Annotated in this window: 17 protein-coding genes; 7 read left to right on the top strand and 10 right to left on the bottom strand. The window is 61.9% G+C overall.

The features are described 5' to 3' along the window. The first annotated feature begins 140 nt into the window (after nt 1–140). On the top strand, nt 141–2,024 hold the full coding sequence (locus J7E24_RS17450; RefSeq protein ID WP_215139399.1) for a site-specific DNA-methyltransferase: 1,884 nt from the start codon (nt 141–143) through the stop codon (nt 2,022–2,024). A 6-nt stretch (nt 2,025–2,030) separates the two neighbouring features. Further along, nucleotides 2,031–4,376, top strand: a complete 2,346-nt coding sequence (locus tag J7E24_RS17445) for a DEAD/DEAH box helicase family protein (RefSeq protein ID WP_215139398.1) — start codon at nt 2,031–2,033, stop codon at nt 4,374–4,376. 94 nt (nt 4,377–4,470) lie between these two features. Here J7E24_RS17445 and J7E24_RS17440 read toward each other — a convergent pair whose 3' ends face one another. The 3 genes from J7E24_RS17440 to J7E24_RS17430 form a co-directional block, all read right to left on the bottom strand. Further along, nucleotides 4,471–6,030: a sigma 54-interacting transcriptional regulator gene (locus tag J7E24_RS17440; protein WP_215139397.1), complete on the bottom strand. Its 1,560-nt coding sequence runs from the start codon at nt 6,028–6,030 to the stop codon at nt 4,471–4,473. 111 nt (nt 6,031–6,141) lie between these two features. Continuing rightward, nucleotides 6,142–7,251: a vWA domain-containing protein gene (locus J7E24_RS17435; RefSeq protein ID WP_215139396.1), complete on the bottom strand. Its 1,110-nt coding sequence runs from the start codon at nt 7,249–7,251 to the stop codon at nt 6,142–6,144. A 316-nt stretch (nt 7,252–7,567) separates the two neighbouring features. Further along, nucleotides 7,568–8,563 carry a GNAT family N-acetyltransferase gene (locus J7E24_RS17430; protein ID WP_215139395.1) on the bottom strand — a complete coding sequence of 332 codons (996 nt, stop codon included), beginning with the start codon at nt 8,561–8,563 and terminating at the stop codon, nt 7,568–7,570. Between the two features lie 125 nt (nt 8,564–8,688). On the opposite strand from J7E24_RS17430, the gene J7E24_RS17425 reads away from it, so the two are divergent. Further along, nucleotides 8,689–8,970 carry a DUF427 domain-containing protein gene (locus J7E24_RS17425; RefSeq protein ID WP_215139394.1) on the top strand — a complete coding sequence of 94 codons (282 nt, stop codon included), beginning with the start codon at nt 8,689–8,691 and terminating at the stop codon, nt 8,968–8,970. 185 nt (nt 8,971–9,155) lie between these two features. Next, nucleotides 9,156–9,776, top strand: coding sequence for a hypothetical protein (locus J7E24_RS17420; protein WP_215139393.1), 621 nt, complete (start codon nt 9,156–9,158; stop codon nt 9,774–9,776). A 166-nt stretch (nt 9,777–9,942) separates the two neighbouring features. On the opposite strand, the gene J7E24_RS17415 is transcribed toward J7E24_RS17420, so the two are convergent. Next, nucleotides 9,943–10,923 (bottom strand): acyl-ACP desaturase, encoded by a 981-nt coding sequence (locus J7E24_RS17415; protein ID WP_215139392.1) that lies wholly within the window; start codon nt 10,921–10,923, stop codon nt 9,943–9,945. A 113-nt stretch (nt 10,924–11,036) separates the two neighbouring features. Then, entirely contained in the window at nt 11,037–12,695 is a 1,659-nt protein-coding gene (locus J7E24_RS17410; RefSeq protein ID WP_215139391.1) for a hypothetical protein, read from the bottom strand. A gap of 85 nt (nt 12,696–12,780) precedes the next feature. Between J7E24_RS17410 and J7E24_RS17405 the strand changes: the two genes are divergently transcribed. After that, the gene (locus J7E24_RS17405; protein ID WP_215139390.1) at nt 12,781–14,451 is read left to right on the top strand and encodes an ArnT family glycosyltransferase; all 1,671 of its coding nucleotides are present in this window, start codon (nt 12,781–12,783) and stop codon (nt 14,449–14,451) included. A gap of 128 nt (nt 14,452–14,579) precedes the next feature. Here the strand turns inward: J7E24_RS17405 and J7E24_RS17400 are convergent, their stop codons facing one another. From J7E24_RS17400 to J7E24_RS17390, 3 genes are all read right to left on the bottom strand, one after another. Continuing rightward, on the bottom strand, nt 14,580–15,479 hold the full coding sequence (locus J7E24_RS17400) for a glycosyltransferase family 2 protein (protein ID WP_215139389.1): 900 nt from the start codon (nt 15,477–15,479) through the stop codon (nt 14,580–14,582). 162 nt (nt 15,480–15,641) lie between these two features. Then, on the bottom strand, nt 15,642–16,907 hold the full coding sequence (locus tag J7E24_RS17395; protein ID WP_215139388.1) for a hypothetical protein: 1,266 nt from the start codon (nt 16,905–16,907) through the stop codon (nt 15,642–15,644). Continuing rightward, nucleotides 16,907–17,926: a GNAT family N-acetyltransferase gene (locus J7E24_RS17390; protein WP_215139387.1), complete on the bottom strand. Its 1,020-nt coding sequence runs from the start codon at nt 17,924–17,926 to the stop codon at nt 16,907–16,909. Before J7E24_RS17390 ends, J7E24_RS17395 begins: the two co-directional genes overlap by 1 nt. Before the next feature lie 132 nt (nt 17,927–18,058). Here J7E24_RS17390 and corA point away from each other — a divergent pair, with 132 nt between their 5' ends. Next, the gene (corA, locus tag J7E24_RS17385; RefSeq protein WP_215139386.1) at nt 18,059–19,297 is read left to right on the top strand and encodes a magnesium/cobalt transporter CorA; all 1,239 of its coding nucleotides are present in this window, start codon (nt 18,059–18,061) and stop codon (nt 19,295–19,297) included. Nucleotides 19,298–19,303: 6 nt separating this feature from the next. Here corA and J7E24_RS17380 read toward each other — a convergent pair whose 3' ends face one another. Then, on the bottom strand, nt 19,304–22,075 hold the full coding sequence (locus J7E24_RS17380; RefSeq protein ID WP_215139385.1) for a hypothetical protein: 2,772 nt from the start codon (nt 22,073–22,075) through the stop codon (nt 19,304–19,306). Nucleotides 22,076–22,312: 237 nt separating this feature from the next. Between J7E24_RS17380 and J7E24_RS17375 the strand changes: the two genes are divergently transcribed. Continuing rightward, nucleotides 22,313–23,791, top strand: a complete 1,479-nt coding sequence (locus J7E24_RS17375; protein ID WP_215139384.1) for an APC family permease — start codon at nt 22,313–22,315, stop codon at nt 23,789–23,791. Nucleotides 23,792–24,087: 296 nt separating this feature from the next. On the opposite strand, the gene J7E24_RS17370 is transcribed toward J7E24_RS17375, so the two are convergent. Further along, nucleotides 24,088–24,834 carry a carboxypeptidase-like regulatory domain-containing protein gene (locus tag J7E24_RS17370; RefSeq protein ID WP_215139383.1) on the bottom strand — a complete coding sequence of 249 codons (747 nt, stop codon included), beginning with the start codon at nt 24,832–24,834 and terminating at the stop codon, nt 24,088–24,090. Nucleotides 24,835–25,295: the final 461 nt, after the last annotated feature.

Genomic DNA, 25,295 nt, shown 5'->3' with positions numbered 1-25,295 from the left:
TATCCGTCAGTAGCGTGCGGTCTGCATTCATAGACGATGAACAGCCACTTAATTGAGAACAGTTCCTAGACCAAGAGGCGTTAATCAAGTTAGTCGAGGACCTGCAACACCAAAATCTGCTGCTGGAAGAAGACAAGCGGATGCAAGCCTCCTTTGCCCACATCTCCGAAACTGGCCCCAACGACGCAGCCCTGATGTGGCGGGGCCGCAACCGCTTTCTGGCCGAGAAGGTGCGGCCCGTGACAACCAAAGAACTGCGCGACAAAAGCTACCCCGTGGGCGTGGGCGGCGAACATCGCATTTACGACGGCGATAACCTGGCCGTGATGCGCTCCTTGCTGAGCGAGTTTCGGGGCGGGCCGAAAACCGGCTTCGACGTGATTTACATCGACCCGCCCTACAACACTGGCAAAGACACCTTTGCCTACAACGACCACTACCGCTTCTCACCAGCTGAGGTGCAAAAGATGAAAGATGCCATCGGGCGGGTGGAAAAGGGCGTGTCGCTGGACGACCCTTCCCGGCATACTAAGTGGATAAACCACATGGCCCCGCGCCTCTATGCGGCGCGTAAGCTGCTCAAGGATACAGGTGTAATCATCGTGAGCATCGATGAGCACGAGCTACCCCGCCTCTGGATGCTGATGGAGGAAATGTTCCAGGAGAAAAACCGCCTCGCCACCCTCATATGGGAACGGTCGCGCAAAAACGACGCAAGCTATTTTTCCGAAGGCCACGAGTATATGCTCGTTTGGGCTAAGGATAAAAACGCGCTGGATGCGAAGATGAAGGAAATGGCCGCTTTGCCAGCATGGTCTAGCATAAAGGGAAAATGGCGTGAGCCGAAGCCGGGGCTGGAACCATTTGTGGAAGAGTTTGAGCGGCTAATGAAAGCCAATACTAGCAAGGCAGAAGTCGATTACGAAGCCGTTTCTAAGGGGCTGAAATCATTTGTAAAAGGCATCAAAAAAGACAATTTGCTTTGGACTATCAAACAGTACACGGGAATTGATTCCAAATGCAATGAACTGGGTCCATATAAAGAAGAGGACCCTTCGTGGCCTGGAGGTGGCGGCCCGAATTACAAAGTAAAGAATCCCGAGACTGGGGAGCTAGTTCGCACCCCACCCAAAGGGTGGCTTAGAAAGGAAGAAGATTTCTGGGCACTGTCCGACGATGACAGGATTGTTTGGAAGGGTGCTAAAACGCCTATGATAAAGAAGTATCTTCTCGAAGGCAGGCAAAATGATGTTATCACTTCTGTAATTCAGAATGATGCTCGTAGAGCGGTAATTTTAATGAAAAAACTGCTGGGATTTGATGATGCGTTTGCTCATCCAAAAGACCACGAAATGTTAAAGCGCTTGTTTGGAATTGTAACTTGGGGAAATCCCGAAGCCAAAATTTTTGACCCCTATGCTGGTAGTGGCACAACAGGCCACGCGGTATTGGCCATGAACGCCGAAGACGGCGGCCACCGGCGCTTTGTGATGGTGGAAAACGGCGACCCCAGCAATAAGAAAATTCCCCGAGACGAGTATACCGACTGCCTTACGGCCGAGCGCATCAGGCGAGTTATGGAAGGGCGCTGGGCTGATGGCGAGCTTCACCCGGCGCTGCCCGGCGGCTTCACGTTCTACGAAGCCAAGCGCAGCGTGAGCCGCAAGGCCATCATGGCCTACGACCGCGAAAACATGGCCGACATCATTCTGCAACTGGTGGAGGACGACTCCAACCGGCAGGATTGCCGCATGGACGGCTACGCCTACCTGATTGGTAAAACCCGGTCAGGCTTCGGCATCGCGCTGGTGTGGGAAGAAAAAGCCAAAGGCCAGATGATGCCCCTGACGCGCGAAATCCGCAGCAAAATCATGCAGGAGGCCGATGAGGCGGGCGTAACCCGGCCGGTGTACATCTACGCCGTGGCCAACGTGTCGCCCATCAACGATGCCCTCTACCGTTTCCAGCAGATTCCCGATTCGCTGCTGGCCCGCCTCAATATGCTCGAAGACGAAGAAGACTAGGCCCCCATGAAGCAACTTACCCGCGCTACCCTCAAACCCTTTCAGCTTCGCGCCGCCGATGAGCTGACGCAGAAGCTCCAAACCTACCCCAGCCCGCCCTACAAGCCCCGCTACAACCCCGAAACCGGCCAGCCCTACCCCTTCATTTGCCGCCTCAAAGCCATTACGGGCAGCGGCAAAACGCCTATGATTGCCGTAGTGGCCGCCGCGCTGGGCGATGCCATTATTCTCTGGACAACCAACCGGGGGGCCGTGATTTCCCAAACCCTGGCCAACCTGAGCGCGGGCGGCTCCTACGCACCCCTGCTACCTGAAGACACCACCCTGAAAGCCTTGGGCGACCTGGCCCCCGCCGACTGGGCCGACCTGCTGAGTGCCCGCACCGGCCTCACCATTTTGCTGGGCACGGTGGCCCTGTTCAATCGCGACGATGCCGGCAAGGAAAACCTGAACCTGCACAAAGACCGCAACGGCACGAGCTATTGGGAAATGCTGGCCGGACGCGGCCCGGACGGACGCAACCGCCCGCTGTACATTGTGTATGACGAAGCCCACGGCACCACGGCCAAGCAGTTTGGCCGCCTCACCGAACTCGACCCGCTGGCCTTCATCCTGGCGTCGGCCTCGCCCCTGCCCCCCGGCCTCGAAGAGCTGGTGCCCGGCAGCACCCCCGACGAAAAAGCCGCCGCCCTGGAACGCCAAACCGTAGTAGTGAACACAGGCGAAGTCGTAGAGGCCGGCCTGCTGAAGACCCGCCTCTACCTAGTGGACTGTAGCACTACCCGCGAACAGGCCGTGCGCGATGCCAACGACAAATGGCAGGAGCTACGCACCAAAGCGCCCGGCCCCGATAAACCCATCTGGTGCGGCGTGGTGAATTCGACGCTGGACGGGCTGGAAGTGTGGGCCGTGCTCACCGAAAAACTAGGCGTGGACCCGACCAAAATTGCCGTACACCTGTCGAAGGTGAACGACAATGTGGTAGCGGCCGGGGCTACGGCCAACTGGAACGAGGTGCAAGACACGCTAAAGGCCAAAAAGACCCCTGAACAGTTGCGGGCTGATGGCTACACGCACATCATCTGGAATCTGTCGCTGCGCGAGGGCTGGGACGAACCCTGGGCCTACGTGGCGTATCTGGATGGCATCGGCAAGTCGGCCATTGATATTTCGCAGAAAATCGGCCGCTTCCTGCGGCAACCCAACGCCACGCCCTTCGCCGATGGTGACCTGAATTCGGCCTACTTCTACTTCAACGTGCCCGACGAGGAGTTTTCTGAAGTGGTGAAGAACACCCAAAAAGACCTGCAAAGCGAGGGCTACGAAATTATTACGATGAGTGCCGCCGCCGCCCGCAAAGGCGGTTCGCGCACGGTGCCAGTGAAGAAAGCGGTACGGGTAACGGAAGTGGCCGAATCGTTCGGCGAAGATCTAACCCTCCTGGACGAGATTGTGCTCAACGCCGTGCCCGACTTCAGCGAAGCGGCTCTAAAAGCGCCCGGCAAGGTGAAAACCAAAATCCTGGACGTGCGCCGCAACCAGGAAGATGCCCACCTAGAAACCGTGGAAACGCGGACCGAAAACGCCGACGTGCTGGTGTGGCGCTACCTATTCAACCGCCTCGAAGGCATCGACACGCGGGTAGTGCGCAAGGAAAACACCTGTTTCTCACCCGACTTGAAAATGCAGCCCCGGATGCGGCAGCGGATGCACTACGGCTCCGAAGCTATGCGTATCCTACACGATGCGCTACCCGACATTGAGCGGAAGTTGAACACCGAATTCCGGCTCGAACGCGAGTACGACAAGGACTACACCGTGGGGGACTTCGTGATGTCATCGCCCAACCTGCAAACCGACGACCAGATACGGCGCGACCGGTATGCGGTACGCCCATATGTAAATGCCCTACACGCCGAATATAACGGCCTGAACAAGTTTGAGGCCGCCGTAGCCGAAGCCCTCGATAAGTTAGGCAACGACTGGTGCCGCAACCCGGTCAAAACCGGCTATGGCATTCCCATTCCAAAGCTAGGCGAAGGCACCACCGACTTCTACCCCGACTTCCTGCTATGGGGCAAGAAAAACACCGTCTGGGCCATCGACCCCAAAGGCAAGCACTTGCTCCAAGATGCCATTCAAATCAAGCTGCACGGCTTGGCCGACATTGCCGGAATGCCGCAACGCATTCGGGTGGCGCTAATAGTAGAGGGCAACTACGACAGCGACGGCCGCAATGTGACCCGCCGGGGCAAAGTTGGTTGTAGCCTAATTTGGAAAGACAACAGCGAGATAAAAGCCAAGCCTTTCGAATCGCCGGGGCCATTAGTGGCGTACCTAGTTAAGTTGTAGGATATTTTTCGGCAATTAAAAAATATCCTACAAAAACGCCCCGCGTACCAATCGGTATGCGGGGCGTTCTATATAGAGCTACTCCAGGCAGCTACTAGCGGCGGCGGCCGCGGCGGGGCTGCTCCTCTTCATCTTCGTCCTCGTCGTCATCCTCGCCAAAGCTGGGCATGGTGAACATGCTGCTGAGCAGGTCCTTGAACTGGGCGCCGGCGGTGAGGCGGTTGCGCGAAATCAGGCTGTACTCGCTCAGGCCGTGGAGCAGGAACTCCATCAGGAAGTAGGTGGTGTCGGCGTCCTCGTTGGGGTGCAGCTCCGTTACGATGTCGCGCAGGCCGGGCACCTGGTCGAGGGCGGCGTGGTAATCTTTCGTGCTCAGGTCGTGGAGCAAATCCACGGTGTGGCCCTGGCCGAACCACTCCTGCACCGTTTTGTAGGGCGAGGGGCGGCCTTTGAGCTTCTTGGCCTTGTCGGGGTCGGGGAAGTACTGCAGAAACAGGGTGCGGATGGCCTTGCCCATGAGTTTTTCGGCCACGATGCCGGCGCCCTCCTGCTCGCCCTCGTACACCAGCTCTACCTTGCCCGTAACGGCCGGCACGGCGGTAATAAAGTCGCTCACGCGCACGTAGGTGGTTTTTTCGCCGTTCACCAGCGCCCGGCGCTCGGCCCCGGCCACTACCTGCTCGAAAGCCGAGATGGTGAGGCGGGCCGACACGCCGCTCTTGGCATCGACAAACTCCGAGCCGCGGGCTTCCACGGCCACCTGCTCCACCAGGTCGGCCACGATTTCGTTGAGCGTCACCAGGCCCCGCTGGGCCGGCTTGATGCGGGCCTCCTGCCGGGTGATGCGCTTGCCGATTTCGATGCTCTTGGGGTAGTGGGTGATAATCTGGGCGTCGATGCGGTCCTTGAGGGGCGTCACGATGGAGCCGCGGTTGGTGTAGTCCTCGGGGTTGGCCGTAAACACGAACTGCAAATCCAGCGGCAGCCGCACCTTGAAGCCGCGAATCTGGATGTCGCCCTCCTGCAAAATGTTGAACAGCGACACCTGGATACGGGCCTGCAAGTCGGGCAGCTCGTTGATAACGAAGATGCCCCGGTGCGCCCTCGGAATGAGGCCAAAGTGAATCACGCGCTCATCCGAATACGGCAGCTTGAGCGTGGCGGCCTTGATGGGGTCGGCGTCGCCAATCAGGTCGGCCACCGACACGTCGGGCGTAGCCAGCTTCTCGGTGTAGCGGTCGGCGCGGGGCAGCCAGGCTACGGGCGTGTCGTCGCCTTTCTCGGCAATAAGGTTTTTGGCGAACACGCTCAGCGGCTGCATGGGGTCGTCGTTGAGCTCGGAGCCTGCCACCATCGGCACGACCTCATCGAGCAAACCGATGAGCAGGCGGGCAATGCGGGTCTTGGCCTGCCCACGCAAACCCAGCAGGTTGATGTGGTGGCCGGCCAGAATAGCGCGCTGCAACTCCGGAATTACCGTTTCCTCGTAGCCGAAGATACCGGGAAACACGTCTTCGCCGCTTTGCAGTTTTTTGATGAGGTTATCGCGCAATTCCGTTTTCACGGAGCGGGGCTGGTAGCCGGATTTCTTGAGGTCCCCGAGGGTGGTTATTTGCTGCAATTGGTCAGCGGAAAGCGAATCGTAAGCGGGCATATAGAGGGAAGAAGGGTACGGGTGTGGGTTGGAAAGGGGGCGACAGTAGCGCGAACTTTGCAGTTNNAACTGCAAAGTTCGCGCTACTGCGCTGCTGCCGCCGTTGAACGCTTACAGGCTCTTGCGGCGGTTCTTTTTGTAGTCTTCGAAAATCAGGTGGCCCAGGCCTTTGAGGCTGGAGTAGTAGGCCTTGCCCTGGTTGACTTCGGTGAACTCCTCCACGAAGCGCTTCAGGTAGGGGTCGTCGGCAATCATGAAGGTGGTGATGGGCACTTTGAGGCGGCGGGCGGCGGCGGCCAGGTTCAGGGTTTTGTTGATGACTTTGCGGTCGAGGCCGAACGAGTTTTTGTAGTAGCCGCCGGCTTCTTTCAGGCAGGTGGGCTTGCCGTCGGTGATCATGAAAATCTGCTTGTTGCTCGTTTTGCGCTTGCGCAGTAGGTCCAGGGCCAGTTCCAGGCCGGCCACGGTGTTGGTGTGGTAGGGGCCCACCTGCAGGTAGGGCAGCTCCTTCACCTCAATCTGCCAGGCGTCGTTGCCGAACACAATCACGTCGAGGAAATCCTTGGGGTACTTCTGCTTTACCAACTCGGCCAAAGCCATGGCCACCTTTTTAGCGGGCGTGATGCGGTCTTCGCCGTAGAGAATCATCGAGTGCGAGATGTCAATCATGAGCACCGTGCTGGTCTGGGTTTTGTGCTCGTTCTCGCGCACCTCCAGGTCGCCCTCGGTCAGCATAAAGTCGTCGCCGCCCCCGATGCCGTGGTTAAGCTGGGCGTTGCGGATGCTCTCGGTCATCGAAATCTGGTCGAGCGAGTCGCCGAACCGGAATTCGCGCATGTCGGTGCTCTGCTCGTCGCCCTGGCCGGTGTGGGGCGTGCGGTGGTTGCCGGTGCCCGATTTCTTGAGCTTGCCAAAGATTTCCTCCAACGCCGACTTGCGGATTTTCTGCTCGCTCTTGGCCGTAATCTCAAAGGAGCCCGGCTCCTGCGGGTTTTCGTCGATGTAGCCCTTATTTTTGAGGTCTTCGATGAAGTTGCCCATGCCGTAACCGTCGTCGGTCAGGCCGTATTGCTTGTCGAGCTCATTGAGCCAGGAAAGCGCCTCGCCCACATCACCGCTGGTGATGGTAACGAGTTGCATGAATATCTTGAACAGGGAGTCGAAGCCCTTGTCGGTCGTTTCTTCGGGCACATAATCCCGGAATCGGAAGCCTGCGGACATAGGAAAGTAGTGGGTAGAAGCGGCGGCAGAACTTAGCCGCACTAGGCCCAACACGCCCCGCGGGCGGAATGTTTCTCGAAGCTGAGTTGCCAGCTGCTGATTGTTGGTTGTCAGGGAGAACGTCATTATCCCCGACGGCTAACAACCAATAACCAGCCAACCCAGGTTGCGGAGGTCGGTGTAGGGGCGGGGCTTGTCCCCGCCCGCCGTTCGCGCCGCCGCCACGGGAATCGTGCAATGGTAACCGTTCAGGTGGTGTCGTTTAACGGCGGGCAGGGACAAGCCCCGCCCCTACACCGACCTCCACCACTTACCCCTACCCCCGCCGTAACCAGGCGCGCACCAAGGCAGTGCGGGCGGCTTTGAGCTGGCGTACGGGCCAGGGCAGGCGGTTGAGGGAGATGCTCAGAAACGGGGTTTCCGTCGAGCCGAAACTGCCGTAGAAATGCGCAATCGAGCTTACCTCGGGGGCCTCGAAGTCGAAGCACAGTGGGCGGCCGGCGTAGTGGCGGAACACCTCGTCGAGGAGCAGCGAAATAGCTCCGGCTGCTTTACCGGCTACCGTCGAGGCGTTGAAAATGTAGGTGAGCCGGCCGTTGAACTCGAACAGCATCAGCATGGCCACTACCTCGCCGGCTGTGGTGCGGGCCTGCCACAGCTGGGCCAGCCCGCGCTGACTGGCCTGGGCGTAAAGTGCCCGCAGCAGCCGGTACTCGTATTCCTCGCCGATAACACCATATATAAGCGGAGCCGTGTTTTCATCAAATATTCGCACCAGTTCATCGAGGTCGGTGCTGGGTTCGAGGCACAGGCCACGGCGGCGGGCCTGATTGAGCCGCCAGCGCCGGTTGGGCTTGTAGGCGGCCACCAGCTGGCTATGCGCGGGGTGTAAGGGCAGATAATAGGTGTGAAACGTAGCCGTTTCGAAGCCCGCCAATGCCGGCACATCGGTCGCCAATAATTCGGTATTGTCGGTATTGAAGGAGTAGCGGGTGATGAAGCGAAACTCGCGCTGCAGCAAGCTGCCGATGTCGGTCCAGTCAGCGGGCGTAGGCGCCTCCCGGCTGAACAAGCCCAGCTGCTGCGCAAACAGCGGCTGTTTCAGGTAGCGGAACCCGAAGCGGCGCTGCACCGGCAGCGGCAACCCGGCCACGTAGCGGCCCTGCGCATCGAGCTTTACCAGCGCGGCCCAGCCCGGCGACACCGTATCGAGGTACCACGACAGGGCGTAGATCAGGCCATTGGGGACGGCCGTAATCAGTGCGTCCCATTGGGTACGGTCAACGGTTTCGGGGCCGACGTAGCGGAACATGGCGGGGCGTATGGGTTTTCAGCCGCAGCTAAACATCCGGCAAAGATGCACGTTTAGCAATATCGACACTGCAGCCCAGCTTCCGCAGGTCATAATTTCACGCATCTGCCCCCAACATTTACTATATGAAAGCTATCTGGAACAATACCGTGGTTGCCGAGAGCAACGATACGGTAGTAGTGGAAAACAACCACTATTTCCCCATCGACTCCATCAAACGGGAGTATTTCGAAGACAGCATTGCCCATACCAGCTGCCCCTGGAAGGGCCGGGCCAGCTACTACTCGTTGCGGGTGAACGGCGAGCTGAACAAGGATGCCTCCTGGTTTTATCCGGAGCCCAAAGAGGCCGCCAGCCACATCAGGGGGCGCGTAGCCTTCTGGAAAGGCGTACGGGTAGAGGCCTAAGCCGGAGCCAAACCGCCCGGACCGATGCCGGGACGCACGGTTCGGGTTACCGGGCTCTCAAGGAATCAGAAAAATACAACTCAATCTTTGTACATTGCGTTTAAACGGTCAAAATCCTCTCCCGGATAGCCCTCCGTTCCGGCAAATGCCGGGGCTCTATTTGCATCTTCCCTAATTTTTCACTCATGCGCATTTCTTCTCTTTCCTATTTGCTGCTGGCAGCCGGCGTTGCTTCTTCTACCCTTTCGGCCTGCGACTCTACGCGCCAGGTAGCCACTACCGAGTCGTCGTCGAGCCCCCTTCCCTCCGCACCTGCTATTGATGAAGGCGATGTTACGTTCAGCCAGGACGTAACGCAGGGCGAGTACCGCTTCCAGGTGAAAACCTTCGGCTCGGAGCCTTCGCGCGTTATCAGCATCCGCTCCTACCGCGGCTCTTCGCTCACGACTGATCCCATCCGCACGTCGGTGATGGGGGCAGTTACGAGCGTGCTGGCAGCCGACATGAACGGCAACGGCAAGCCCGAGCTGTACGTGATGACCGACAACAAGAAAGCCAATGGCGGCCTTTACGGCTTCGAGTTCAATGAGCGGGGCTACACTCCTATTGCCGCGCCCGGTACGCCCGTCGGCGAGCCTGGTTCGGGCTACATGGGCCAGGACACCTACCAGATCAGCGGCAACAAGCTCACGCGTACCTTCCCTATCACGCCCGCCGATGGCTCTGCCTCAACCGGCACCCGCACTGTAGAGTACACCCTCGATGGTACCGGCAAGCTGGTAATGGGACAGTCAATGGACCGCTAGAGCTTAGAGCTTAGGGCTTAGAGCTTAGAGCTTAGAGCTTAGAGCTTAGAGCTTAGAAAGTACCGAAAAGTCCCCGCCGTGGTTACGGCGGGGACTTTTTATGTTGTGGCAGCTTGAGGTGCGCCTGTTTGGGACGCGGCTACCCGGTATAAGAATCAGCGGGCAACTAGTCGATCCACTTAAACTTGTACTCCAGTTTGGGCACGGGCATACGGTCGGCCACGCGACGCAGGCGGTTGGGCAGCGCCACCACATAGTCGCGGGCTTTTTCGGCAGCCGGATTGAGGCCGGTCATAGCTTCAATTTTCCAATCCCCGATGAGCGTGTCGAGAATTTCGGTGTAGTCGTGGCTGGTGTACACGCCCAGCCGCTGGGCAGCGTCGGTAAAGTGACCAAAGGTTTTGCCCATCTCTACGCCCAGCTCGCGCATGTAGTGTGCCGGCATTACAATCTTCTTGCGCATCATGTCCTCGAAGGCCAGCATCATTTCGGATGGGTCGACTTCGAAAATCTTCTCGACGAAGGTTTTGTACACGCGGGCGTGGCGGTTTTCGTCGCCCGCAATCATGCCGCAGAGTCGGGAAAGCTGGTCGTCGCCGGCGGTGCGGGCCAGCTGGCCTACCCGGCGGTGCGAGATGTTGGTGGCCATTTCCTGGTAGGAAGTGTACACAAAGGCGCGGTACGGGTCGTGGGCCGTGCCCAAGTCGAAACCGTCGTTGATGAGGTACTGGGTGCTGACTTCAAACTCGCGCATATTTACGCGGCCCGTGAGGTAGAGGTAGCGGTTAAGCAGGTCGCCGTGGCGGTTTTCCTCGGCCGTCCAGCCCCGAATCCACTGGGCCCAGCCGTTGTTAGGGTCGCGGTTGAGGTCGTCGAGCTGATGAAACCAGGCTTCGTAGTTGGGCAGGGCTTCTTCGGTAATCGTGTCGCCGATGAGCACGGCCAGCAGGTCGTAGCTGAGCCCCTGGGCCCGCTCGCGCAACAGCTTCACTTCATCGAAGAAAGTGTCCAGGCGCGAATCGGGCAGAAAGTCGGCGGGCTGCCAGCTGGTTTCTACGCTCTTGAGAAACGTGCCCATATTTTCTTTCAGGAAGCCTTCCATGCTCTGGAGAACTTCGCTACGGGAGATGACAGAGGCGGTAATCATGGCGGTAGGGATTAGGAACGAGGGACAATCAATCTCAAAGGTATTGCTCTTGTAACTTGAGCCAGCAGTAAAAGGTCCGATAGTACTTACATTATTTTGTCTTTTACTAATGATTACGGGAATTTTGCACGCATGTAGTAGGCATGCATATTATTTTTCAGGGTTGAGTCTTGCCCCGGTGCCCGCCTTAACTGGCATACCGGCTGCCCGGGCCGGACTTTTGCCCGCAGTTGCCGGTTGAGCAGCGCCGCACCTTCGGGGGTGAAAACCCAGGCTACCTCTGCCCGCGGGCCCAGGCGGCGCAGGGCCTCCGTAAAGTCGCGGGTGCCGGTTAGCTGCTGCCGCAGCGCCGCCTGCGAAGGGTGCAGCGTTGGCCAGCCCTTCACCGAGAGCCGCCTGGGAGCACCGGCGGGGCCGGGAGCCGGGGCAAACGGGTTTTCCGATTTATAGGTTTCTTCCAGCGCATCGGTTACCAGCAGGGCGGGCGCAGAACCGGCGACCGGGGCCGCCAGGGTGTACAGCCGCTGGCGGGTGGCGCGGTTGCGGACCTGCTCCTGGGCCAGCGTGGTGCTGCGGTGCCAGCTTTTGTAGGCATAAGGGCCGGCGGTGGCCAGCAGCGCCAGCAGCAGCACGGCCCGGGTACGGGGCGGCAGCGGCCGCAGCTGCCCCAGGTACAGCAGGTTGCTCAACGCCCAGAAATTGAGCAGCGGCAGCGCCAGCCGGGGTGGCAGTTTCAGCACGGTGCCCAGCGCCAGCAGCGCCAGCCCGTAGCCGAGCTGCACCAGCCAGAATGCCCGGTGCTGCCGTTGCCCGGCCGCCCGCAGCACCAGTCCGGCCGTGGCGGCCAGTAGTAGCAGCAGCGGGAAATAGTTGCGTGGCAGCTGCTGGGCCAGCAGCGCCAGCTTGGCGGGCACGGTATGGCGCAAAAAGTAGCCGGCCCGAAACGGAGCCACTCGCCGCAGGGATGCTTCGTTGATCAGGGTGGAATCGGCCAGCTGCCAGGCGCGGGCGGCATCCAGGGCCAGGCTGTCTGCTGGCGGCAGCGGCCGGGGGGGCGGGGCCGCCAGCTGGAAATCGTTGAGGTTGGACTTGAGCACATCGAGGCGGCGGAAGGCAACGGCCTGCGGGCTCCAGACCAGGTACAGCCAAACGGCCCCCAGCACAGTCCAGGCGGCGGCGCCGGCCACCAGGGGGGCCAGGCGGCGGCCCGCCAGCCACCACATGCCTGGCAGCGCCGCGCCCAGGCCCAGCACCGCCGCGCTGGGCCGAATCAGCCAGCTCAGCCCAAATGCCAGCAGCCCTACCGCCAGCGCCCAACGGGCCTTGGGGCCATTTGTGGGCCGGGCCGCGAACAGGCCGCCGGCCCCGGCCAGCAGCAGCGGCACCCGCATGTAATTGAACCAGAGGCTGTGTTCGAGCCAGCCTACGAACCACAGCAGCAGCAGCAGCGCCAGCGTGGACCAGGTGCCCAGCCGAGGCTGCAGCACCCGCCAAAGCACGGCCGCCAGCAGCACAGTGGCCGCGTACAGCAGCGCGTAAAGCGTGAGGCCGTACCAGGGTACCGTTGGGGAGGCGGCATAAAGCCAACTCCAGACGGCGGCGTAGCCGTGGAAGTACAGGTACAAATCGGTTACCGGGGCAGCGGCCGTTTCGCCGCGCAGCAGGGCCACAATGGCCAGGTCGTCGTTGGTTTCGAAGTACGTGCCCAGCAGCCCGCCGCTGAGCACCAGCAGCCCCAGAGGCAGCAACAATATCCGGAGCCGACGACGCATAGGCGCAAGGTAGCGGTACAACGGCAAACGGGGAGCTTGTCCTTCCTGCATTCCGCATTCGCCACTGGAGCCCTACCTTGCGGAGGTGAATAACCTGCCTGCCCGCCTGCCGGCCGCCACGCTGCTGTTCGTGGTGCTTTTTACCGGCGCTTATTTCCTGCTGACCCACGAGGGGCTGTACGGCATCGACGACCACTTCTACGCCCGTTACGCCCATCAGCTGCTGCACGGCACCTTCCGGCTGGCGCCCGATCCGCAAGGCTTGCTGCACGACCCGCTGCACGAGCGGTGGCTGATTTTCGGGCCGGTGGCGGGGTTTTTCGCGCTGTTTGGGGTCAATATTATCAGTGCCACGCTCTGGCCGCTGCTGGCTACGCTGGGCTGCGCCGGCCTGATTTACCGGCTGTACGCCCGTCGCGAGCCGGTGGCCGCGGCGGCGGCCATGCTGCTGCTGGGCCTGCACTACTTCACGCTCAACCTTACCAACTACCTCTACCCCGACAACATCCTCATGTTCTGGTGCCTGGCGGGCGCGGCGGCGCTGCTCCGGGGCCGCGAGCCGAACCGCCGGGCCGGGTGGTGGGGCCTGGGCTTTGCGCTGCTCAGCTTCGCGGCCCTGCTCAGCAAGGAAACCATTGCCTACTACCTGCCTTTTTACCTGGGCGTGCTGGCCCTCGATGCGGCGCGGCGGCGGCATGGTCGGTTCTGGACCGTGGCCCTGGCCACGGGCGCGCTGCTGCTGGCGGCCTATGGGGCGTTTTACTACGCCATGACCGATGACGCGCTGTACCGGGTGCACCTCATCGAGCAAACCAACCGGTTTCTGAGCGAGGGCAACTATTTGGTGGGCAACCGGGCGGCGCTGCTGGGCCGCGTTACGTGGCAGCCGCTGGGCTTTTTCGTGGGCATCGGGCTGGGACTGATGCTCACGCTGGCCGCCGCCGCGCTGGGCCGGCCAAACGGTACTCCGGCCCCTGATGAGACTCTCAAGGAAGCTCCCGACCGGCGGTTCTGGCTGGCGCTGGCGGCCAGTACGCTGGCTTTCTACTGGCTGGGCAGCACCTCGCTCAGCTCCTACAACCCCATTACCCTGCTTCCGCGCATGACGACGCCGCTGCTGCCGCCCCTGGCGCTGGCCGCCGGCTTCGGGCTGCAACGGCTAGTGCGCCGGGCTGGCTGGCGGGCTTTAGTGGTGGGCCTGCTGCTGCTGCTGCTTACAGCCTGGCTGCGCACCGCCGTGGCCGTCGTGTACCTCTTGCCCGGGCTGGCGCTGCTGGCCGTGGGGCTAAGCCCCTGGCTGCCCCGCTGGCCCGCCGCCCTGCGGCCCGGCCGGCCCGCGTTGGCGGCCGCCGTGCTGGCCGTGCTGGCCCTGGTGCTGGCTGTGCGGCCAACGTATTTCATGCGCAAGCCGGCGGTTTCGGCGCACGCGGCGCAGGTGCGCGTGCTGCGGCAGCTGGCCGGTCCGGCGGTGCGGGGCACGGTGCTGGTCGATGATTTTCTGTTCCCCAACTACGATTTCAGCTACGGCTTCGAGGTGCCCAAGGGCCTGCGCTTCCGCCGCTTTTTCGCCCGCGACTCCATCCGTATCGGCCCCGCGCAGCCGGCCTGGCTGCTGCTCAACCGCGCCACGCTGGCCAACGATGAGCTCACCCGCAAGCTCATCCGCTACTCGCCCGATTCGGTGCTCAGCTGGTACCCCAACCGCCACCTGGTAGCCCAGGACGGGCTAGTGGAACTGTATGAGGTGAGGAAGTGATTTATAAGAGAACGTCATTCAGAGCGCAGCGAAGAATCTCGTGTGCTTACGCTGGATTAGTATCTCGAGGACTGCACGCGAGATTCTTCGCTGCGCTCTGAATGACGTTCTCTCGGTAACCGATCCTATCACCCCAGCACCTTAAACATCCCCCAATCTACCACCCCGACAGCCCCCAGCTCACTTAGCAACTGGTATAGCGCGTGGGCTTCGGGGCGGCTGCGGTGGCGCAGGGCCTGGCGCAGCTCCCAGCGCACGCGCACAACCAGCGCGGCCCGCTCTTCGGGCGTGCGGCACAGGGCCAGGGCCTTGCGGCACACTACAATGGTAGAGGCCAAGTGCGGGTCGTGGCGGCGGTAGCTTTTGGCCGATTTGGAGCGCGGGTGCAGGTGTTTCTGCGTGCTCACGATGTCCAGGAACTGAAACTCCCAGTCGCGGCTGGCGCGCACCCAGAAATCGAAGTCCTCGTAGCTCAACGTTTCGTCGTAGCCGCCCAGCGCATCGAGCGTGGCCCGGCGCATGAGCATGGTAGGCGTACTGATGAAGTAGCGTTCCAGCACATCGGCAAACACCAGGCCCGAGGCGGGGCGCGGGTGCAGGCGGCCACGGGCGTCGCGGCGGTAGTAGTGGCGCACGAAACGGCCCGACTCATCAAGCAACTCGGCATCGGTGTACACCATGCCGCAGCGCGGGCCGGCCTGCTCAAAAGCCGCTACCTGCCGGGCTATCCGCTCGGGCAGCAGCACATCGTCGGTGGCGAAATCAATAACGAAGTCCCCTTCGCTCAGGGCCAGCCCACGGTTGAAGGCGCGGCAGTTGTTCTGGTTTTCGGGCAGTAGCAGCAGTTGCCAGCCAGGGTTTTGGGCGACGTAGCGGCGTAGAATATCGGCGCTGCCATCGGTGCTGGCATCATCCACGAGCACCACCTCCAGGTGCGGGTACGTCTGGGCCAGAATGGAATCCAGGGCAGCTTCCAGAAACCGGGCGTGGTTGTAGCACAGGGCAATAATGGAGACGAGCGGGACCATTCGTTTTTTGTTATTGGTTTTTTGTTGTTCGTAACTGGCTGTCGTTCAGAGTGAAGCGAAGAATCTGGCGTGAATTCATTGAACTAATGCCTGAACGTCAGCAAGCGAAATTCTTCGCTTCGCTCTGAATGACAGTCCTTACTAACAACCTGCAGCTAAGCACTAAGAAAGCACCTCGCGCCGGAAATACCACAGACTCCAGAGCAGCAGCAGGGCATAGTCGATGGCCAGGGCCCAGGGGGCGGCCAACAGGCCCAGGCGGGGCAGCAGCAGCACCAGCAGCAGCACGTAAAACGCCGTCGAAACGGCCTGAAACGCCACGTAGCGGCCCACCTGGGCGCGGGCCGTGAGCAGAAACAGCAGCGCCCAGGTCAGGAATTTCAGCCAGTCGGCCAGCAGCTGGGGGCCGAGCAGGTAGCCGGCGGCGGCGAAGCGCGGCTCGAACAGCAGCGGCAGCAGCCAGGCGCGCGTCAGCCACAGCAGCGCCAGGCCGGCGGCCAGCGCCGGGGCCAGCACCAGCAGCACCAGCCGCACAAAGCGTCCCTGCGCCACGGGCGAGCCGCCCAGCGCCGCCAGCCGCGGAAAGTACACGGTGCCCAGCACCGCCGACACCACCATGCCGTAGTTGTCGGAGAGCTTGGCCACGGCCTGCCACAAGTCGGTGGCTGCCAGCCCGAACTGCTGCACCAGCACCTCCCGCAGCACAAAGCTGACGGCCTTGGTAAACAGCAGTGTGCTCAGGGCCATCAGTACAAACCGGCCCAGCCCCCGCAACGCCCCCCCACTGATGCGGCCGCCTGGCCACGGCAGCAGCCCCGCCCGGGCAGCTACCACAGCGGCGGGCAGCAGCAGCAGGCCCTGGGCCAGCAGGTAAGCCAGCAGGGCCTGGGGCACCGGCCCACCCCGTAGCAGCACGGCCGCCACGGCCAGCGGCCCGGCGGCGCTCAGCCCCAGCGTCAACCATACGTAAGTACGAATGCGACCGGCTGCCAGCAGTACGGCCACCACCAGGGCATAGCCCGTCAGCAGCAACAGCCCCAAACCCAGCAACGCCGCTTGGCCACCCCCCAACTGCAGCACGCCCACCAACGGACCGGGCAGCAGCACCAAAGCCAGCAGGGCCAGCGCGCCAGCCAGCCCGTTCAGTAGCAAAGCGCCCCCCAGCCAGGCCCGGTACCGGCCCGAGCCGGGCCGCAGCGGCGCCAGGTATTTCACCGCCCCCACGTGCGTGCCATCGTTGGGCAGCGTGGTGAACAGGGCCATCAGGTTCTGGAAATGGGCCAGCAGCGTGAGGCCGCCCGGCCCGCCGTACACGGCCAGCAGCTTGTTGAGTACCAGCGCCCCCGCCGTGCGGGCCATTACGGCCACCCCCGAGCCCGCCGCCCCACGCACAAAGCGCCCGATAAGTATGCGGCGGGATTCAGACATCACCCCAGCTCCTTGCTGAACGTTAGCTTGAGGCCCGACACGGCTCCGAGGTGGCGCTTGAAGCGCAGCAACGACTCATCGACGCCGGTGGGCAGGGCCGAAATGCCCAGATCGAGCAGGCGCATGCCGCTGGCCCGGCCAAAGGCGTGCAGGCCGGCATTAAGCAGTACCATGGGGCTGAGGTGATTGTAAGCTAGCGGACTGGCGGGCAGGAAGTGGTACAGCACATCGGGGCGCACCTCGATTACCACCGATACGGCCGCCCACTCGCCGGCCGCGTCGCGCACCGAAAACAGCAGCACCTTCCCCGGCAGCGCCCGAAACAGGGCCTGCAGCTGCTCCAGACTCATGTTCAGCGGCTTGCCTTTTTCCTGGCGGCTGCGGGCAATCAGCTCGTAGGCCAGTGGCAGCAGCAGCGGCGGCTCCTGCTCGAAGCGTAGTCCGTGCCGTTCGCACTTGCGCAGCCGCCGCCGCTCCGAAGGGTGCAGATGGGCCTCATAGTCGCGGCTCAGGGGCAGGTAGCTGTTCATTTCGACGGGGCCGATGCGGTAGCCCAGCCGGACGAGCACGGTGGCCAGGCGGGCGCTGGCGGCGGGCTCGTAGGCAAAAGCGTGGGGGCGCAGCACGAGTTGGCGCACCCCATGTGTCTGCAGGCTGGCCTCCACGGCTTCCAGAAACGCCTGCAGTGCTGCTTCGGGCAGGTTGGGGGCGGTTTGCACAGCCCCGAAGGGTGCCCGGCCGGGGCTACGGGCAGCGTGGCCATCGGCGCTCAGATACACCGCCAATTGGGCCACCGTGTGGGTTTCGGTTTCCAGAAAGAAGTGCAGCACCTCGCCTTCGGGCCAGTGCTGCAGGGCCTGGTGGGCGGGCTGCAGGTACAGCCACGGCACGTAGGCCGGCGGCCGCACCGGCGCAGGCGCGAGGCCCGGCAGCCGCCGCAACATATAGCCCGCACCGGCCGAGGCCGGCAGTGGCAGCAGCCGGGCGGCCACAGCAGAAATAAGGGAGGGCGAAGGCAAGGGCAAAACCGAAATCAGGAGGCGAAAGTACAACGATTTGCGCCGGGCTTCTGCCGGGCAGCGGCCAATGCTGCGCCCACTTTTCCGGCAAAATCCCGTAAACTGTTCCCGTTCTGCCCTTCTGCTTTCTTTATGACCCCGCCGCCCCCTGCCCAGCCTACTGCGCCGCTGCCCGCCAAGCCGCTCCTTGCCGTGCCCCCATCGCGCGAGTATGAGCACGACGACGACGACGACCAGGAAATGTCGGCGGCCGATATAGTGGAGCTGGAAACGGCCCGTCGGGTGCGCGAGGAGCGTATTGGCCAGCGGCCCGGCACGCTCACCATCCGGCCTGACGCGCTGGCCCCGCGCCTGCTGCTGACCACCTACGACGAGGAGTTTTTCCATGAGCAGGAGTATGCCAGCTACGACGAGTTGTACGCCTTTTTCGGGCAGCATCCGGATAAAAAGCACTGGCTCGATGTACGCGGCTACAACGACCTGGCCCTGATGGAGCGGTTGCAGCAGGATTTCAATATTCATCCGCTGCAGATGGAGGACGTACTCAGCGACTACCAGCGGGCGAAGGTGGAGGAAACCGACGATGGCCTGTTCCTGGTGTCGCGCATGACCGAGTTCACCCGCCTGCTCACCATTGAAGACGACCAGCTCTCCGTTTTCACCGGGCCCAACTACGTGCTCACGTTTCAGGACGACTACGACGACTGCCTGGAGCCGGTGCGCGTGCGCCTGCGCACGGGCCGCAGCAGCCTGCGCCGTCGTCCGCCGCTGTACCTGGCCTACGCCCTCACCGATGTGGTGCTCGACCACTACTATCCCACTATGGCGGCCATCGGCGACTACCTCGAAACGCTGGAGGAGCGCATTTTCCAGGGTCGCGCCGACCGTCGGGTGCTTGCCCGCATCTTACATGTAAAGAAAGATATTGTGCGCTTTCGGCGGCTGGTGTACCCCGAGCGCGAGAAGATTGCCGAGCTGCTGCGCATGCCCGACGACGAGGTGCCCGAGGAAATCAAAGTGTTCTTCAAGGACTGCTACGACCACGCCATTCAGGCCCTGGATTTGGCCGACAGCTACCGTGAAACCGTCAGCAGCCTCATCGACCTGTATATGTCGGACCAGAGCAACCGGGCCAACGAAGTAATGAAAGTGCTGACCATCATCAGCAGCATCTTCATTCCGCTCAGTTTTGTGGTGGGCCTATACGGCATGAACTTCCAGCGCGAGGCCCCCGACGGCAGCATCAACCCGCTCAATATGCCGGAGCTTTACAGCCCCTGGGGCTACCCGGTACTACTAGCCCTGCTGGCCATCATTGTCATCTTCCAGCTCGTGTACTTCTACAGAAAAGGCTGGCTAACGAACAAGTGAGAGATTTTATCTCACCTCCACCTCATTCACCTTGATATCTGTGCGGCGCAACTCTTTGCCGTTCACGCGGAACAGGTGGAACGTGCTGGTGGCGGGGTTATAGGTGAGGTCGATGCGGGGCGTAGTGCTGTCGAAGGGCTTGCCACCGATGAGGCGGAAGCGGGCGTCGTAGAGGTAAGCTTTACCGGGGCCTGTTTCGGTGAGCACGTAGGCCTGGCGGTTGGGCCCGAAGTTGAAATACTGTATTGAGCGCGGGGCCGTGGTCAGAAACGACTGGCTGAGCAGCGACTTGCCCTCCGAATCGAAGAGCGTGAGCCGGCCGCCATCTTCGCGGCTTACCACGTAACCCGCCTGTTGCTGGTCGGTAATCAGGCGGAAGCGCGAGGTGCGGCTCCAGGTAGCCACCCGGCTGCGGGCCACTACGTCGCCGCTCAAATTAAAGCTCACTCGCTCGCCGTGCTGGTTTACCACCGTCAGGCGTGTGCGGCGCAGGGTGGGGCCGGTTTCCACGAAGGCTCCGCTGGTCAGCCGGGCACCTACGCTCAGCGGGAAGCCCGGGTAGGCACCACCGGTCTGGTCGAAGGCGTACACGTAGCCATTTTCGAGCAGCACCAGTACCACATCACGCCCGTCCACTACCAGGTACTGCGGCGGGGCAGCCAGCCGGAATTCGAGCTGTTTGGGCTGCCAGCCGGCGTAGGCGAGGCCCTGGGTATCGTACAGGAACAGGTTGCTACCGCTGCCAGCCACCAGCAGCCGGCGCCCGGCACCCTCGCGCACAGTCGGCGACACGCTTAGCGCGGTGGCACGCACCGTATCGGGCAGGTTGAGGGGAAAGTTGGGCTGGGGCTGGCCGCTGTTGTTGAACTGAAACAGCTGCCGGGGCGTGGCCAGCAGGAAGCCCGCGCCTCCCGGCAACCGCACGGTAGGCCCCACCAGCGGCCCCGGCAGCGAGTCGGACCAAGCCACCACGTTTTCGGGCGTTACGTAGTGCAGCACGTGGGCCGTATCCTGCACCAGCACGCCCGGCAGCCGCGCCCCGGCTACTACTACGGCTTCGGGCGAACTACGCAGCGGCACTTTAAAATCGAGGACGCTGCCGGTGCCATCGGCGTTCTGGGGGCGGGCCTCGGCGGGCCCTTCAGCTGGGTGGCGCAGCAGAAACTGGGTGAAGTACTGGGCACCGGCTTCCTGCTCATTATCGGCCGGCACCCATTGCAGCGCTACCTGTGGGAAGCGTTTGAACAGGGTTTCGTTGCGCAGTAGCCCGGCCCGGCGCTGCTCCTGCAGGCCGCGCAGCAGCAGGTTCCAGCAGTTGCGCGTGTCGAGCAGCACCCGCAGGCGAGCCAGCGGCTGGGTTTCCTGCAAAAAGGCCACCTGTGTAGGCGAGCGGCTCCAGGTTTCGCCCGCGCTCATGTCGGCCAGGTATTGGCGCAGGGCGGGCTCATCGTCGGCAAACACCACGTAGCTGCCCACCTGCGCTACCAGTGGCCGCGCCCCAAACCCCGTAAACAAGTCGCCCAGCAATTGCTGGGGCAGTTCGGCCAAGCCAGTCTGGTACAACTGGTAGGTGCCCACTCTGCCAAACGACGGGCTGACGCCCGCCGCCCGCCGCAGCTGGCCCAGCAGCGTGGTAACGCGGGCCGGATTGGCCGTATAGGCCAGGGCCAGCTTGCCCGGCCGCACTCGCGCCGAGTTGGTGCTTAGGTAGCACAAGGCCACCTCGCGGCTTAGCTGCCCACGCAGGCTGTCGAGCAGCAGCGGTATGCCCAAAGCGAGCGAGTCGGGCGCGGCGCGGGGCGGCCGGATGCCGCGCAACGCCGTTGCCGGGCCCAGGCCCAGATGAATAACCAGTGCCGCCCTAAGCGGCAGCACCTCGGCCATGTACAGGCGCTGGGCAGGCTGGCCCACCAGACGCTGGTGCAGGCTGCCCTGGGCCATTTCGGGGTTGGCGAACCCCCGGAAGACCACTTTATTGCCGGCCAGCCGCATTTCGGTCAGCTCGTTGCGGGCCAGGCTGGCCACGGCCGCCATTTCGGGCGTTAGCTCGGAGCGAAACAGTACGCCCAGCAGCTGCGGCAACCGCCGCTGGTTGAGCAGCAGGGTAGCATCTACATCGCGCAGCCGGAAGTAGTCGGTGCTCTGAAACTCGGCCGCTACGGTAGGCGCTTCGGGCCGGGCCAGCCGGCGGGCCACCGCTTCTACCAGCTCCGGAGTGCTGCTGAGCACGAGATGATTGCGGTAGTTGAGCAGGGTTAAGCCACTGTTTTCCTCGCCTTCTGCGGCCACGCGGCGGCGCACATCGGTGAGCACCTGGCCCTGATATTCGCGGGTGGTCACCTTAAAATCGGGGGCGCGGCCCAGGTCTTCCAGCAGCCCGCGCACCTGCCGGTATTCGCGCACGCTGCCAATCGGAATCTGAAACAGCAGCCCGAACTGCCGGGGCGCGGTTACGTGTACCGAGGTAAGCACCCGCTTACGGCCCAGGAAGTTGAGCAGCACATCGCGCCCCCCAGCCAGGCTGTCTACCAGCACCAGGTTCTCCTCCACCTGCTGAAAGTAGCGCACGGCCGTCAGGTTGTCCCAAACCCGGGTTTCCTTGAGATGGCGCACCAGCGTGGGGTGGTCGCGCGTCATGGCCACCAGCACAGCATCGTCGGGTACCAGGGCCCAGGGGTCGACGGGTACGCTGGCCACGGTGCGGCGGTAGTACACGTAGGAGCCCAGCGCCGTGAGTAGCAGCAGCAACGTAAGCCAGACGAGTACACGGTTGGACATGCAGCGGGAAAGCGGGAGCGAAAAGGGCTAGATGGGCAAAAATAGGCAATCGGGCCGGAGCGGGCGGCGGGCGCTAAAACCAGTTCTCATCCTGAGCAGAGCGAAGGACCTACACAGAAGGTATCATTGATAGTAGCTTCTGTATAGGTCCTTCGCTCTGCTCAGGATGACAAGCGGGTTGTCACATCTACTGCCCATGCGCTATCTTCCGGCCCCATTCCCTCTTTTCTTTACCAGATGTCTGAAAAGCAAGGCCATTTCCAGCGGGCCATTACGCTGTTTGATGCCGTTATGATTGTGTCCGGCAGCATGATTGGCTCCGGTATTTTCATCGTTTCCTCCGATATCAGCCGCAAAGTAGGCTCGACGGGCTGGCTGCTGGTGGTGTGGCTGCTAACGGGCGTGATTACGCTGGCCGGCGCCGTAAGCTACGGCGAGCTGTCGTCGATGTTCCCCAAAGTGGGCGGGCAGTACGTGTACCTGCGCGAAGCCTACAACAAGCTGGTAGCCTTCCTGTATGGCTGGTCGCTATTTCTCGTGATTCAGACCGGCGTAATTGCGGCCGTGGCCGTGGCCTTTGCCCGGTTTACCGGCGTACTGTTTCCCCGAATTTCGGAAGCCAACGTGCTGTTCGAAATACAGAATATGCCGCTGTTAGGAGGCACGTTTACATTCAGCATGGTGCAGTTGGTGGCTATTGGCATGCTGGTGTTTCTCACCTACATCAACTCGCGCGGGGTGCGGGCCGGCAAATGGATTTCCAACGTGTTCGGCAGCACCAAGCTCGTGGCCCTGGGCCTGCTCATTCTGTCGGGCCTGTTTTTGGGCATCAAGCAGGAAGCCCTGAGCCAGAACTTTCAAAACGTGTGGCAGGCCGTGAGCTTTGATGCCGCCGGCCAGGGCACGCCCCTCACGGTAGCGGCCCTGGTTACGGCCATTGGCCTGGCCATGACGGGCTCGTTGTTCAGCTCCGACGCCTGGAACAACATTGGCTTTGCGGGCGACGAAATTGTGAAGCCCGAGCGCACCATTGTGCTAAGCATGGCCCTGGGCACGGGCATCGTAACGGGCCTGTATCTGCTGATAAACGTGGTGTACCTGCTGGTGCTGCCCCTGCACGGCGACCCAACCGCCACCGACGTGCTGGGCCGCGGTATCCAGTACGCCACCGACGACCGTGTGGGCACGGCCGCCGCCGAAAGCATTATGGGCCCGGTGGGCGCCTACGTGATGGCCGTGCTCATCATGATCAGCACGTTTAGCGCCAACAACAGCATTCTGCTGTCGGGCGGGCGGGCCTACTACGCCATGGCCCAGGACGGTGTGTTTTTCCGGGGCATGGCCCGCCTGAATAAGGCCGGTGTACCGGGCGTGGCCCTGTGGGGCCAGTGCGCCTGGGCCTGCTTGCTGTGCCTATCGGGCTCTTACGGCGAGCTGCTCAACTACGTGATGTTCTCGGTGATTCTGTTTTACGTCATCACCATTATCGGCATTTTTGTGCTGCGCCGCGCCCGCCCCGATGCCCCCCGCCCCTACCGGGCCTGGGGCTACCCGGTAGTGCCGCTGCTCTACATTGGGCTGGCCTCCACGTTCTGCTTTATCCTGCTCACCGACCCCGAAAATTCCAAGTTCGCCCAACGCGGCTTGCTGCTGGTAGCCCTGGGCGTGCCAGTATACTACCTGTTCCGCAGCCGGTTTAAGAAGCTGGACAGCTGATACCGGCCGTTACGCGGGTGCAATAGCAGTTCGAAGGCCTGTAGCAACGCAGGTTGCAGCAGACGTCTATCAGCACGGTGTAGGGGCGGGGCTAAGCCCCGCCCCTACACCGTGTCGTAACTCCGGTTAGCCAGAAGCTCCTGTTTCGCATCCTGCCAAACAAAACACCCTGGTACTCAGCAAGGATACGCTAAGCTGCCACTTCGCGATACGGCTGTTTTTCGTAAGCCCTGTTAGAAATCAAAAAAGCCCCTGATGTCAGGGGCTTTTTTGATTTCTACCTTTTCGGCCTACCGTTACCGGCGGCGGCGCTTAACATCTTCCCGCGGTACGAGCGTAACGTTTTGGGTTTTGGTGTTGCGTGAGCGGAGTACCTGATCCTGGTAGCCACCGTAGCCATAGAGCAGCGTATTGTCGGTTCCGGCGGGTACTTCGAGCGCGTAGTTACCGTTGGCATCGGTGCTGGTAGCTACCTTCGAGCCTTTGAGCAGAATGGTGGCACCGGCCAGCGGACGGCCGTTCTCATCGAGCACCCGGCCGTTCAGCTTCAGGCTAGTGGGGGCCAGTTCGGCGGGTTCGGCCACGGCTACGGGCGTAGCGGGCACAACCGGTGCCAGCGCCACCTCTTCCGGCTCGTCGGCCTTGGGGGCAGCGGCCGGGGCCGCCGCCGCGTTGCGGGCAGCGGCCGCAGTACGGGCCGTAGCGGCAGTAGCAGCAGTGGCGGTAGCGGGCTTGGCCGTCTCAGCAGGCCCGGCGGCGGTAGCGGCATCGGCCGGGGCCGTTTCATCGGGGGTGCGCGTGCCCGTTATCGATGCTTCTCCCAGCATCATAGTTGGGGTGGGCAGTTCGGGAGCACCTCCAGGGTTGGTTATGGTAGCTGGCAGCAGCAGGTAGCCCGCCAGTACGGCCGCCACAATGCCGCCGGCAATCAGGGCCAGCCGGCTGTTGCCCGACGAGAGTTCTTCCTCATCATGCGTCATATCAGGCGAGAAATCCTCGTTTTCAGGCTTGATTTCGGGGGTGGTGGGAGTAGAATTGTCCATAGGTGCGGCTTGGTAAAAGCAAAAGAGAAAGTCGGATAAGCTTTCGAGTTAAAGTAATGGCTACTGCATTATCCTAATCCTATACTATCAGATCCTAAAGATATAGCATTGATTTTGTCTTTTTCAATCCTTTTTGCGGTTTAAAAAGCAATTATCTTCGAAAAGAGGGCGATACTATTCATTATTTACAATGAGGCTGTTTTCAGAGTAAGAAGCCCGCCATACTGCGCACAGCATGACAGGCTTCTTACTCTAATGGCTTTTAACCTCCCCCCCCCCCCCCCCCCAATACCCCAAAACAAAAAAAAAAACCCCCCCCCAAAACCGCCCTTCCCCACCCAACCCGAGATGAGCAGGGTGGGAAGACCGGGGTGTCTGGGGGGGGGGGGTGGGTGGGGGGGTGTTGTCCCCCTAGTGTCGGTCGCGGGCGGGGGTGGGGGCTGGGGGGGGAGTCTCCACAC

Source organism: Hymenobacter sp. ISL-91, from assembly GCF_018613725.1.
Lineage (GTDB): Bacteria > Bacteroidota > Bacteroidia > Cytophagales > Hymenobacteraceae > Hymenobacter.
This window is presented reverse-complemented; position numbering and strand designations above follow the sequence as displayed.